Origin of the sequence: Chryseobacterium aquifrigidense, from assembly GCF_006716485.1 — a bacterium.
Taxonomy (GTDB): domain Bacteria; phylum Bacteroidota; class Bacteroidia; order Flavobacteriales; family Weeksellaceae; genus Chryseobacterium; species Chryseobacterium vietnamense.
On the sequence record NZ_VFPD01000001.1, the window covers coordinates 1,296,600 to 1,309,373 of the forward strand.

General features: G+C 37.6%; 9 protein-coding genes. 2 read left to right on the forward strand and 7 right to left on the reverse strand.

The genetic code is table 11. The annotated features are described in order from the left end of the window. The 7 genes from FB551_RS05725 to FB551_RS05755 all read right to left on the reverse strand — a co-directional run bounded on the left by FB551_RS05725 (position 1) and on the right by FB551_RS05755 (position 9,607). Complete coding sequence (locus tag FB551_RS05725; RefSeq protein ID WP_034694493.1) at positions 1 to 468, reverse strand: pyrophosphohydrolase domain-containing protein; 468 nt, start codon at positions 466 to 468, stop codon at positions 1 to 3. A 182-nt stretch (positions 469 to 650) separates the two neighbouring features. After that, positions 651 to 1,070, reverse strand: a complete 420-nt coding sequence (locus FB551_RS05730; RefSeq protein WP_142015870.1) for a hypothetical protein — start codon at positions 1,068 to 1,070, stop codon at positions 651 to 653. 10 nt (positions 1,071 to 1,080) lie between these two features. Further along, entirely contained in the window at positions 1,081 to 1,794 is a 714-nt protein-coding gene (locus FB551_RS05735; RefSeq protein WP_142015872.1) for a glycohydrolase toxin TNT-related protein, read from the reverse strand. 452 nt (positions 1,795 to 2,246) lie between these two features. Then, positions 2,247 to 4,466, reverse strand: coding sequence for a zinc-dependent metalloprotease (locus FB551_RS05740; RefSeq protein WP_142015875.1), 2,220 nt, complete (start codon positions 4,464 to 4,466; stop codon positions 2,247 to 2,249). Between the two features lie 181 nt (positions 4,467 to 4,647). Beyond that, the gene (locus tag FB551_RS05745; RefSeq protein ID WP_142015878.1) at positions 4,648 to 7,578 is read right to left on the reverse strand and encodes a reprolysin-like metallopeptidase; all 2,931 of its coding nucleotides are present in this window, start codon (positions 7,576 to 7,578) and stop codon (positions 4,648 to 4,650) included. A 370-nt stretch (positions 7,579 to 7,948) separates the two neighbouring features. Then, on the reverse strand, positions 7,949 to 8,446 hold the full coding sequence (locus FB551_RS05750) for a DinB family protein (RefSeq protein ID WP_047430696.1): 498 nt from the start codon (positions 8,444 to 8,446) through the stop codon (positions 7,949 to 7,951). A 21-nt stretch (positions 8,447 to 8,467) separates the two neighbouring features. After that, a complete protein-coding gene (locus FB551_RS05755; RefSeq protein ID WP_034698301.1) occupies positions 8,468 to 9,607 on the reverse strand; it encodes an acyl-CoA dehydrogenase family protein in 1,140 nt (379 codons plus the stop codon). 191 nt (positions 9,608 to 9,798) lie between these two features. Here FB551_RS05755 and FB551_RS05760 point away from each other — a divergent pair, with 191 nt between their 5' ends. Then, positions 9,799 to 11,712, forward strand: coding sequence for an endonuclease (locus FB551_RS05760; RefSeq protein WP_142015880.1), 1,914 nt, complete (start codon positions 9,799 to 9,801; stop codon positions 11,710 to 11,712). Between the two features lie 456 nt (positions 11,713 to 12,168). Continuing rightward, positions 12,169 to 12,774 carry a SatD family protein gene (locus FB551_RS05765; RefSeq protein WP_047430691.1) on the forward strand — a complete coding sequence of 202 codons (606 nt, stop codon included), beginning with the start codon at positions 12,169 to 12,171 and terminating at the stop codon, positions 12,772 to 12,774.

Sequence of the window (12,774 nt, forward strand, 5' to 3'; positions counted from 1 at the left end):
TTATTTTTCGATAATTGATTTTAAATCAGCAGGAGAGTAGTATTTGTTTTTTAATACTTTATGATCTGCCTGTCTGTAAACATTGAATTTTTCTCCGGACTTTTCATAAAAAGATTCTACTTCCTTTTCTTTGTAAAATTCTACAGTTTCTTTCGCCTGTTCTTCATTATCACACGCTTTCGACATATTGGAACGTTGAACTTCGTTGAATAGCTCTACAAATTTGTTGCCAAGTCCGAATTCCAGTACAGCACCACTTAATACATACTGAAGATCACACAATGCATCTGCAATTTCTACAATATTATTATCTGCAATGGCTTGCTTCAGTTCGTTTAATTCTTCCTGTAAAAGTTCTACTCTAAGATTGCATCTTTCTGGTGAAGGAATTTGTGGGGTATCTAAAATAGGGGCTTTGAAAGTAGTATGGAATTCTGCTACTTGGTTCAGACTATCAATTTTATCCATGAATTTTTTTATTTCCCACAAAGATAGAAAAGGATTTGTAAAATGTGAAATGTACGGGGACTAAATGTGTGAATAAAGAATTGTAGGGAAATTCTTCAAACCAAAATTTAATCTGTAAAGTCAAAAAAAACCACAACTATAAAAATTGTGGTTTTACTATGACATATTTTAATTCTATTCAATTATTGTAATTGCTCATATTTCCAGACTCCGGAGATGGTCAATATCATCAGTCCCGGTTGTTTTTCTCCATAGCTGAACACACAGATATATTTTGAATGACAGGAAGAACAATCTGTTCCAAAATACAAAGTGGGCAGATTATTAACAGTCAATTCTCCGAAATGAAACATGCTCCGAGAGGTTCCGTTGACGATTCCTTGTTGTAACAGTTCATCTTTAGATAATACTTTATCTTCATGATAAAGCTGCAGAACAGGAAATCCTGATGCATAAGGTCCTATCGTAATTGTGTTTTGGTTTCCGCAATGAGAGCACGTGAAAATTGTTGTTGCTGATGGAAGTGCCTCATCATTGATAAAGGAGCTTTTTTCAACAGGAACTTTTCCGGTAATGTTTATTTTTTCTGATATCGAATACATCTGAGTTAATTTATGGCTGAATAACCGTGCCTGCTAAGTTAGGATATTTTCCGCTGGGACTTTTCTTAATGGTAATTTTAATATACCCTTCTTCTGCCAGCTTATTCCAGGTTTTCTGATAGCCTGTATTGATATCGACAGGAATTTTCCACATCGTTTGTTTTCCTTTTCCTGCCTGGCTGAACCAAGGAATGATGTCTGCTGTCTGTGTTTTAAACTGCATAGAATTATTCAAAACATCAATTTCATAATAAAAATCGTATTTGTCTTCCGGTTGATTTAGTGCTCTCTGTGTAAAGGTATAGGTGTATCCATTGATGATAGGGCTTGTGAAACTTCCTCCCAGTGTAGGAATTCCGGTACCATTATAACTACCGACAGCTCCGCTGTATCTGTCAAACTTCTGTCCAACCTGTAAAGGAACATCATCAACAATATTATAACCTCCGTTGGCAGGCGGCCATCCTCCATTTAAATTATTGGCCTTAAAAAGTGATTCCAGCTCACTCCATTGGCCTCTTTTGTATAAATCATAAGCTTGATTTTTAAGCGCCTGGCTCACCGAATTATTGGGATCATAAGTTACGGCCAGTTCATCAGCGTTTTTGTAGAATACCGTGGTGACATCCGGGTTAGTGTTGGGTTCCTCATCTCTATCTGAATTACAGGCAACCGAGAGCGAAGTAATGGCTAAAAAAAATAAGTACTTAAATAAATGTTTCATATAAAAATTTTAAATTGTTTAAAATGATAGAGGTATGAGAAGGGATACCTTTTGAAACATTATTTTCTTTAGAAAGATCTTAAGTGTGAATATTATTAATGATCAGTCGGTAACAGATGTTGCAGAACTGAAATTTGTTTTAATAATATTCTTTTCAGACAGTAAATTATCGAAACAGCAATTCACGCCAAAATAAAATCAAAAGAAGCAATTGCATCCGGTGTCTTAAAAACGGCCTGGAGCTCCCTTAAATACAATCTGGGTAAACGGTACAATAAAATATTGCTATGCGATAAATTTAAATCAAAAAACTCATATACTGGTTATTTTGACTAGAATAAATTGTTATTTTGAAATTAATTTTAACAATAAATGTGTTTACGCTAATATTTTTCATTTAAATCAACGAAAAAAGCTGCCCGAATGAGCAGCTTTTGTTTCAAGTTTATTTTTTATTTTTTAATGAATTGTTTTGTAAATCCCGGGATCTGGATGATGTAAGTTCCATTGGTTAGTTTATTTACATTGACCGTTCCACTTTCAAGATTTCCTCCACTTACAAGCCTGCCGGACATGTCGTAGATTTTATATTCTTCATTACTGGTATTGGTAAGGGTAAGAATACTTTTTACAGGATTGGGATACAGTTTGATTTCGGTTGAAAATGGAGCAGCATCATCATTAGAATTTTTTACAGAAATACTGGCATTATTGATATCAAAGAAAATATGATTGCTTCCTTTGATCATTATTCTTCCGGAGTTTGTTAAAGTCTCAGGAATTGTAATACTCTCCGAACCGTCATTAGGAGTTCCTGTCAAAAGTGCTACCCATGTGTTGCCGTTATCTGTTGACCAGAGAATATCTACATTAGCTGTATTCACGCCATTCGCTGTAGTTCCTGCTACATCCCATGTAACTGTTTGTGAACTTCCTTTTACATAAGAAACTGCTGTGTTTTGTGAGGTGATCATAAACGGCCCGGCTGCCGGATCCACTGTTAGTCTTACATCATCGGAATTGTTACCTCCACCTCCGGCTTTATTATCGCGAACAGTGAGTCTGAAATTCAAGGTTCTGGCTACGGAAGGTAGAGCTTCGACATCTATTTCTGTTCCTGCGGTTTTGAAAGCGCCTGCCAAAATGGAAGACATTGCAGGAAAATACCTTACCGGAGAAGCTGAAGGCGTCCACGATCTGAATATCGGCCCTTGAATTTTTGATTCCTTCGCTGCAGAATTTGCTCCCGTTTCAGAAGAAGTTCCTTTATCCATCTGTTCCCAGATATAAGTAAGCGGGTCTCCATCTGTATCAGTTCCTGATCCGGTAAGCATAAAAGGAGTACTTTTAGGAATAATATAATCCGGACCTGCATTGGCTGTAGGAATTGAGTTTCCGGTAGCGGTATTTACAGAACATGCTTTTGCTTTGATATTATTGGTGATCTGTTCGATGCTTATGGCATGAAAAAACGGATCTGAGTGATTCTGAACATCATAATTGGTAACACCGGCATATCCCATAATAGTAGACCCTGAACCTGGTTCTACGGCCTTTAAGTCCATTTCAACACGGTAAGAAGATGTATGATTTCCACCGAACTGATGTCCCATTTCATGAGCAACAAAATCTATATCAAACGTGTCGCCCGAAGGATGACCGTTGGCCGGAGAAGTATATCCGCTTCCTTTATAGCTGCTTGGGTAGGTGATGCCCTGATTTTGGTAAGTAGACATGTCATTGTCACAGATACATCCGATACATCCTGCATTACCGCCGCCGCCATCTCTGCCGAAAAGATGTCCTATGTCAAAATTATTATTTCCGATGGATGAGCTCAGATTGTTCATCAGCTCCAGATTCCAGTTTTTCATTTGTGAAGAGGGAGAATAAGGGTCTGTAGCGGCATTGGTGTAAATAAGATCATCATTATTGGCAATCAGGATCATTCTCGCTGCAAAATCATTTTCAAAAATACCATTCACGCGGGTCATCGTGTTATTCATGGCGGCTAAAGCCTGAGCTTTTGTTCCTCCAAAATAAGAGGCGTATTCTCCTGTACAGGAAAGGGCAAGTCTGAACGTTCTTAGGATAGCATCATCTACATTTTTATGGGTTAGGACGCTTGAATTACCTTTTTTGGCAGCATCTAAAACTGTACATTCAAGTTTATTCAAATGGTCTTTGCTGTCAGATCTTTTATAAATAATATAAGTGGAAAGGTCTGTGGTATAAGGCTGAATAAAAACGGCAGATTTATCTCCATGGATTTCCATAGAAGATAATCCTAAAGGAGAAATGCTGAAATAAACTTTTGAGGCAGGATTTTTTATACTTTCACCAATATAAGATTTGATATCCGGATATTTAGAAGCAAGTTCCGGATCAAAATTAGAATTTTCCGTTACGTTGAAATTTTCCATTTTCCCTGTTGAATCGGGAAAAGAGATAATGACTTCGGATTTCTCTGCTAATCTTTTTGGAGCCTTTGCTAATACATTTTTTAATCCAGTCATATTCAGGTGAAAAAGCTGCGGATTTTTAAAAGCTGACATGTTTTCAAAAACGGGAGAGGAAATTTTGATGGAGCTGGAAGTCCATAAACGATCGGTCTGTGCAAAAGAAATACCTGACAATGTGAGCATTCCCGTCATCAATAATTGTTTTTTCACTTAAATGTATTTTCAGCAAAAATAGTAAAAAACTCAGTGAAAATGCATTCTTGAAATATATTTTTTGCCTGCCATCTCCATACGGAAAAAAAGAGGAGAGCGTAAAAGATTATAAAAAAGAAAAACCGTTCTATGCAGAACGGTTTTTCCCATCGTTTAATTTTAAAAAGTGTATTAATTACTAATTTTTAATAAATCTCTTAGAAGATTCTCCAATTTGAATCATATAAGCTCCTTTGATAAGATTGCTTACGTTTACAGAACCTCTTTGAAGTTTTCCTGAGTCAATTAGTTTTCCACCCATATCGAAGATCTTATAATCTTCTGAAGTTGTATTGGAAATATAAAGCATATCTCTCACAGGGTTTGGATAAAGCTTCACATCTGTGATCAGATCTTTTGTATTATGAAGATCTCCTTTTCCTGAAGAAACAATATTAAGCGTATAGTCTTCTACCTGTCCGTAAGTAAATGCTTCACATGAAGAAGTAGGGATTGAGCTATACTTCATCATTACTCTCATTCTTGTAGAGCCAACGGTAGCAGTAGCCGGGATTGTAATAGATCCTGTAACCGGGCTGGTGGTAGAACCTGCTTTTGTCCATGCCAATTCTCCGCTGTCGGTGAAGTCTCCATCTCCGTTGTAGTCAATATAAACTGCATAGGCTTCGCTATATTTTGTAGAAGTCCATACCGGAGTGATAGAAATTGTATAAGCACTTCCTCTGGTAACATTTGTAGAGACTGAAGTGAAGTTTTCGTAACCTGCAGTTCCTGTAGAAGTATTGTTAATAGATCCGAATGTTACATTTCCAATTCTTTCATCTGCTGTATTGGATGCTGAAGAAGAGCAATATGTAACCGTTCCTCCTGAAAGGGTAGTTACACTTACGGTGTTGCTGGAAACAGAAGCATTTCCTGCTGCATCTTTTGCCTTAACAGAGAAAGAATAGGTAGTAGCAGGAGTAAGTCCTGTTACAGTATAGGTAGTAGAAGCCGTAGAACCAATTAATGAAGCTCCCTGATATACATCATATCCTGTAACTCCAACATTGTCTGTAGCTCCGGACCATGAAAGGTTAGTGGTAGTAGAAGTAGTTCCTGACGCAGCAAGGGTAGGAGCTGTAGGTGCAACAGTATCAGGAGTTCCCGAACCTGCATTTACGGAGATGTTGGCATTGTTAACATCAAAGAAAATGTGGTTTGATCCTTTTACCATAATTCTTCCTGTCGTTGTATTGGCATTAGGAATCGTTACTGCCTGTGAACCGTCATTTGGTGTTCCTGCCAATAGAGTAGTCCATGTATTTCCGCTGTCTGTAGACCAAAGGATATCTACGTTAGCAGCATTGACTCCGTTGGCTGTAGTTCCTGCAACGTTCCAGGTAATAGTTTGAGAACTTCCTCCGGCATACGTTGTTGCTGAATTCTGTGAAGTGATGTTAAATGGTCCTGCAGTTCCGTTAACGGTGATTACAGCATCATCGGAATTATTTCCTGAACCTCCTGCTTTGTTGTCGCGAACGGTAAATCTGAAATTCAATGTTCTGGCAACTGAAGAAAGTGCTTCTACTGTAATTTCAGAACCTGCGGTAGTGGTTGCTCCTGCCAGAACGGAAGCCATTCTAGGGAAGTATCTTGCCGGGGAAGTCGTTGGAGTCCATGATCTGAAGTTAGGCCCTGAAGCTTTTGTTGCACTGGCTGCTGAACTTGCTCCTGTTTGAGAAGAAGAAGCGTTATCCATTTGTTCCCAGATGTATGTTAATGAATCTCCATCGGCATCCGTTCCTGTACCTGTCAGTACGAATGGAGTTCCTTTCGGAATGGTATAATCTAATCCTGCATTAGCTGTTGGGATTGCATTTCCTGTGTTGGTATTAACAGAGCAGGTTTTAGCTTTAATATTATTAGTGATCTGCTGGATACTTATTGCATGGAAAAATGCATCAGAATGTGGTTGAATATCCTGGCTGGTAATTCCAGCATAACCCATGATTGTTGATCCTGAACCCGGCTCCATATTGGCACCTGTTCCTTCATTGTTCATGGAGAAGGTGTGGTTTCCGCCGAACTGGTGTCCCATTTCGTGAGCCACATAGTCGATATCGAAATTATCTCCTGAAGGGATAGCATCCGCCGGAGAAGTGTATCCGCTTCCTTTAGATCCGTTGGTACAGATACAGCCGATACATCCTGCGTTTCCACCACCTCCTGAAGCACCGAACAAGTGACCGATGTCATAATTGGCTTCACCAATCACAGAAGTTAATGTACTTTGTAGTTGAGAGTTCCAGCTGCTCATTCCTGAAGCTGCAGAGTAAGGGTCTGTAGAAGCATTGGTGTAGATGACAGCATCATTGTTGGCGATAAGAACCATTCTGGCTGCGAAATCTTTTTCAAAAACACCGTTTACGCGGGTCATCGTGGTATTCATTGCCGCTAAAGCCTGAGCTTTTGTTCCTCCGAAGTAAGTGGTGTATTCTCCTGTACAGGATAGTGCCAGTCTGAATGTTCTCAATTTGGCATCATCAGCATTGGGTCTTGCGGCAAGAGCAGAATTGGAAACTCCTTTCTGTGCAGCATCTACCACAGTACATTCAAATTTGTTAAGATCATCTTTTTTGTCAGATTTTCGGTATACTACGTACGAAGAAAGATCTTTGGTGTAAGGCTCGATGAAAACAGCCGATTTATCACCATAAATTTCCATAGAAGACAGTCCTAGTGGAGAAACACTGAAATAGACTGTGGAATTAGGATCATCCAGACCTTGTCCTACATAGGATTTGATATCCGGATATTTTGCTGCCAACTCAGGGGCAAAATTGGAATTCTCCCTCACTTTGAAATTTTCCATTCTGCCTTCAGAATTGGGAAAAGAAATAATGAGTTCAGATTTTTCGCCTGCAGCCAGTCTTTTGGGAGCTTTAGCCAGTATGTTTTTCAATCCGTTGATGTCCAGGTTGTATACCTTGGGATTGCTGATACTGGTTTTGTTTTCAAAGATCTCTGATGAAGTTTTTTTTGAACCTTCAGACCAAAGACGGTCAGTCTGTGCGAAAGAAATACCCGAGATAAGGAGCATTCCAATCAGCGTTAATTGTTTTTTCATATTAAATATTAAATTTGATTGTGGAATATCAAAGCTAATAAAAAATATATTACGAAAAACGAAATTTTTTAAGGAATATTTAAACTTTTTACCTAATATATTATGTGATGCATTGAATATAATTGAAAAAGCTCATTAATAAAAGAAAAGTGAAAGCGACAAAAGAGTTTTAATTTGTAAAAAAAAAGAAATAAATGTATTTTTTTTATTAATTTATTAAAATGAGACAATAAAATTTACTTATTATTTAATTATATGTAAATAATATTAGTAAGTTGACTTTTGGTAAATATTGCCATATGCCGTGATTCTATCAATAAAAAAAGCTGTTTCAAAATGAAACAGCTTATTTTATTAATACAATTATTAATTACATTTTATCGTCAGCAGTAGGGCCGTAAAGTCCGGGAACTTTATTTCCGGTTGATCTTAAGTAAACAACCAGCTCGCCTCTGTGATGGTACAAATGATTGTAAAGAAAAGCTCTTATCACCTGAACTTTCGGCATGGGAGGGAAAAGTACATTTCCATCCATTTCCATTTTCCACTCATTGAAATAAGTGTTTTCATCAGAGTTTTCAAGAACTTTCTGTGCGTTGGCAACATTTTCTTCAAATTTCGCAAGGATATTCTCCGCTTTGGAAATATCTCCTTTGTCATACCTGTACGTACCCATATCAAAAATATCCTTATTGAAAGTGGAGTCGTACCAATTGTATACTTCAGCAATGTGAGAAGCCAGCTGACCGGTTGTCCAGTTTTTTTCGGATGGTTTCCAGTCCAGTGCGCTGTCGGGGATTGCCTGTAAAATTTTTCTGGTGTTTTCAGCTTCATGCAGAAATTCACCTAAAAGTGCCTGTTTAATCATTTGTATTGGGATTTTAACATGTTATTTCGTAATATCTCTTCCGATTACCAGTCTCTGGATCTCAGAAGTTCCTTCGCCTATAGTACAAAGTTTAGAATCTCTATAGAACTTTTCAGCAGGGAAGTCTTTTGTATAACCGTACCCTCCAAAGATCTGAACCGCATTGTTTGAAATTCTCACGCAAGCTTCAGAAGCATATAGTTTTGCCATAGCTCCTTCTTTTGTCATTTTTTGTTTTGCATTTTTAAGAGTAGAAGCTCTCTGGATAAGAAGTTCAGCAGCATCAATTTCTGTTGCCATATCTGCTAACATAAAGTTAATTGCCTGGAAATCTGCAATAGGTTTCCCGAACTGATGTCTTTCTTTAGCATATTTCAAAGCCGCTTTATAAGCTCCTCTTGCAGTACCTAAACTTAATGCAGCAATAGAGATTCTACCGCCATCCAACACTTTCATAGCCTGTTTGAAACCTTCCCCAACTTCTCCTAAACGGTGAGAATCCGGTACACGTACATTATCAAAAATTAATTCTGCTGTTTCAGAAGCACGCATTCCTAATTTATTTTCTTTTTTTCCGGAAGTAAAACCAGGCATTCCTTTTTCCAAAACAAAAGCTGTAGAGTTATTTTTAGCTCCTATTTCTCCTGTTCTTGTCATGACTACCGCAATATCTCCTGAAATAGCGTGTGTGATAAAGTTTTTAGCTCCGTTGATGATCCACTCATCACCATCTTTTACAGCAGTGGTAGACATGCCTCCTGAATCTGAACCGGTGTTGTGCTCAGTAAGTCCCCAAGCCCCGATTACTTTTCCGGAAGCCAGCTGAGGAAGCCATTTGTGTCTTTGTTCTTCATTTCCAAATTCATAAATATGGTTGGTGCAAAGTGAGTTGTGTGCTGCTACAGAAAGACCAATAGATGGGTCAACCTGAGAAATTTCGTCCAGAATAGTAACATACTCATGATAACCTAAGCCGGAACCTCCATATTGTTCAGGAACTACAATTCCCATAAAACCCATCTCCCCTAATTGGTGGAATAAGTCTTTTGGAAACGTTTGGCTTTCATCCCATTCCATAATATTCGGTCTGATGTTCTTTTCTGCGAATTCTCTAGCGGTTTCCGCTATCATTTTGATGTTGTCAATAGTCTCTGTATTCATATAATAATAGTTAGTTCCCAAAGATAACCAAATTGATGGAATGCTAAAATAAATTATTTCATTCATACTATGTAAAGGGTAATTCCTTTAATTATCAAAATTTTATATTTAAATAATTAATACTTTCTTAATAAAATATTCAATCTTTTCCATGTTTTATTTCACTATTTTAGTTCCCCAATTTTTAAGGCATGAAAAAAATTCTACTTCCTATCATTTTGATTTCTTCTTATATTTCTGCGCAGATCCCTGCCGGAGATTATGACGGGACAGCCGGACTGACGGGATATGCCTTGAAATCAAAAATCCACGATATCATTTCGGAAAAAATGATCAACTGGCATTATGACGACCTTAAGGTGTTATATGCTCAGACTGATCTGGATAAATATTATGATCACGATGCCTCTAACACTCAATACTTACTGGATATCTATTCTGAAATTCCTTCAGGGCCAGATTCTTATGAATATACTGCTGATCAGCTGGTAGCAGGTGTCGGTATGGAAGGGCAAGGGTATAACAGAGAACACATGATGCCGCAAAGTACATTCAGTACAAGCTCTTCCATCAGCGATTATCCTATGTATTCGGATCTGAATTTTATAATTCCTGTTGATGGATTTATCAATCAGCGGAGAAGCAATTATCCTTACGGAATAGGAAATAACACGAATCATTATATTTTTTCCAACACTTCGAGGATATCAAACGCAGCTATTCCAAATTATCCATATACCGGAAGAGTGTATGAGCCTGTCAATGAATTCAAAGGTGACATAGCAAGGTCATTGTTGTACTTTGTTGTACGGTATGAAGGGAAGTTAGGCTCATTCAATACGGCTTATACGACTTCTGCTAATCTTACTCCTGCTACGGATCAATGTCCCCTGGATGGTACGGAAGAAAGAGCGGTAGAACCTGCTTATATTGCTATGCTGAAACAGTGGAGTACGGCAGATCCGGTTTCGCAAAGAGAAATTGACCGCAACAATGCTGTTTATGTCATACAAAAAAACAGAAATCCATTTATTGATCATCCTGAATGGATTGATATGATCTGGTCCGAAACGCCTGACAATATTCCTCCTGCTGCTCCAGGATCACTGGTTTCAACACAGCAGAACGCTTATTTTGTAAATTTGAACTGGACGGCGTCTCCCGATGCTGATATTTTAGGATACAGGATTTATATGAATGGCTCCACGACACCTGTTGCGGTTACCAAAGGGACTTCCATTAGTATAGATCATTTGACTCCGTCAACCACTTATACTTTTACAGTGAAAGCTTTTGATAAAGCCTATCTGGAATCTCCATTCAGCAATACGGTGACCGCTTCAACGATTGCTTCTGATTCATATGCTCCGGATCTGATGATTACAAAATACATATCCGGAACCAATACGGAATTTGTGAAGAACAATGCTCTGGAAATCGTAAATAAAACAGGACACGAGGTTAATTTAAATAATTACAGAATTAATATTCAGTTTAAAAATAATATATCAGGGGCCTTCTATAATGGTGATACGTATGAACTGGAAGGCAAAGTAGGAAATAACGAAACGTTTGTCATCCTGAATCCAAAAGGTACTTTATCATGCTATAATCCTGATGAAGCAAGGTTTGTAACGGCTTCTGATCCTATGATGTTTGCGGGAGGGAATTATGTGGAGCTTGCATATAATAAAACAGTTACCATAGATGCAATTGGGGTAAAATACACCACCAATAACAATGGGAATGTATCTTTATACAGAAAGAGTACAATTCATCAGCCTAACGATTCGTTTACTATCAGTGAATGGGATTCCTATCCGTCCAATTACTGCCAGAATCCGGGTGGTACATTGTCTACAGCAGATTTGATTACTGTTAATACAGAGTTTGCAATATATCCGAATCCTGTTTATGATAATTTATATGTAAATGGAGAAGTTACCAATGTGAAAACAGCTCAGATTATAGATCTTTCAGGAAAAGTAATCTATACCGAAAAAGATCCTTTCAGATATAAGAAAAATATATCTGTACAAGGGATTCCAGCAGGAATATATTTCTTAAAGCTTGATGAAAAAGCCCATCAGTTTATTAAAAAGTAAATCATCTAAGGATTTAAACAATATCATTTTTGTGACAAGCCAAACCTAACAGGTTTTAAAAACCTGTTAGGTTTATTTTTATATGGTGTGGAAATAATTCAAGAGATTGCTTCGCTTTACTCGCAATGACTTTCCTAGCCCTGATAGGAGCGGTTACCCCGGAGTATAAGTGGGAGAGTTGAAGGGTTAAGCAGCCGGAACAGTAAGGAGCGAGGAGTATGAGCGGATAGCAGGAACAGCTTCTTAAAAAAAAAGAAAAAAGTAGAGTTAAAGTTAATATAATAACAAAACATCAAACATTTTTTTACATTTCTGTAATTTTGCGGTTTTATGTAACTTCTTAAAAACCTTGTGTTTACTGCATTATTGATATAAGCTGATTCACTAATAATCAATATCTATAAGTGTTTCTGCTTATATTTTTTATATATAAGTAATTATGCTTATATTTGCAGTATGATAGCGGTCATTACCGGTGATATTATAAATTCACAGCATGCGGACACTGAAGTTTGGATTACCAGGCTTAAACATCTTCTCGAAAAATGGGGAAGCGCTCCTCACACATGGGAAATCTACAGGGGAGACGAGTTTCAGTTCAAGTGCAAAATTGATGAAGTTTTCTGGCGTTTTCTAGCTATAAAATCTCTTATTAAAAGTGTCGAAAATCTGGATGTAAGAATGGCCATAGGTATTGGTGAGGAAAGTTTCTCTTCTGAGAAAATCACTGAATCTAACGGTACAGCTTATGTTAATTCAGGAAGATTGCTTAATGATCTTAAAAGTGATGGTCATACCGTTGCTATTAAAACATCCAGTGACCCGGTGGACAGGGATCTTAATATCCTGCTGAAATGGTCTTCCAAGGATTTTGATAACTGGACCATGGCTACAGCAGAGATTATTCATGAAATGATTATGAATCAGGATATCACGCAGGAAGATCTTGCTAAAAGATTTGCTATTTCACAGTCTTCGGTAAGCCAGAGACTGAAACGAGCCAACTATGAGCTTATTGTGGAAACCAATCAGTATTTCAGAAAGAAAATCTCAGAATTATAG

Excerpts from the sequence above, each read along its gene's own strand:
- FB551_RS05725 (WP_034694493.1), bottom strand. The coding sequence starts at position 468 with ATGGATAAAATTGATAGTCTGAACCAAGTAGCAGAATTCCATACTACT.
- FB551_RS05730 (WP_142015870.1), bottom strand. The coding sequence starts at position 1,070 with ATGTATTCGATATCAGAAAAAATAAACATTACCGGAAAAGTTCCTGTT.
- FB551_RS05735 (WP_142015872.1), bottom strand. The coding sequence starts at position 1,794 with ATGAAACATTTATTTAAGTACTTATTTTTTTTAGCCATTACTTCGCTC.
- FB551_RS05745 (WP_142015878.1), bottom strand. The coding sequence starts at position 7,578 with ATGAAAAAACAATTAACGCTGATTGGAATGCTCCTTATCTCGGGTATT.
- FB551_RS05750 (WP_047430696.1), bottom strand. The coding sequence starts at position 8,446 with ATGATTAAACAGGCACTTTTAGGTGAATTTCTGCATGAAGCTGAAAAC.
- FB551_RS05755 (WP_034698301.1), bottom strand. The coding sequence starts at position 9,607 with ATGAATACAGAGACTATTGACAACATCAAAATGATAGCGGAAACCGCT.
- FB551_RS05760 (WP_142015880.1), top strand. The coding sequence starts at position 9,799 with ATGAAAAAAATTCTACTTCCTATCATTTTGATTTCTTCTTATATTTCT.
- FB551_RS05765 (WP_047430691.1), top strand. The coding sequence starts at position 12,169 with ATGATAGCGGTCATTACCGGTGATATTATAAATTCACAGCATGCGGAC.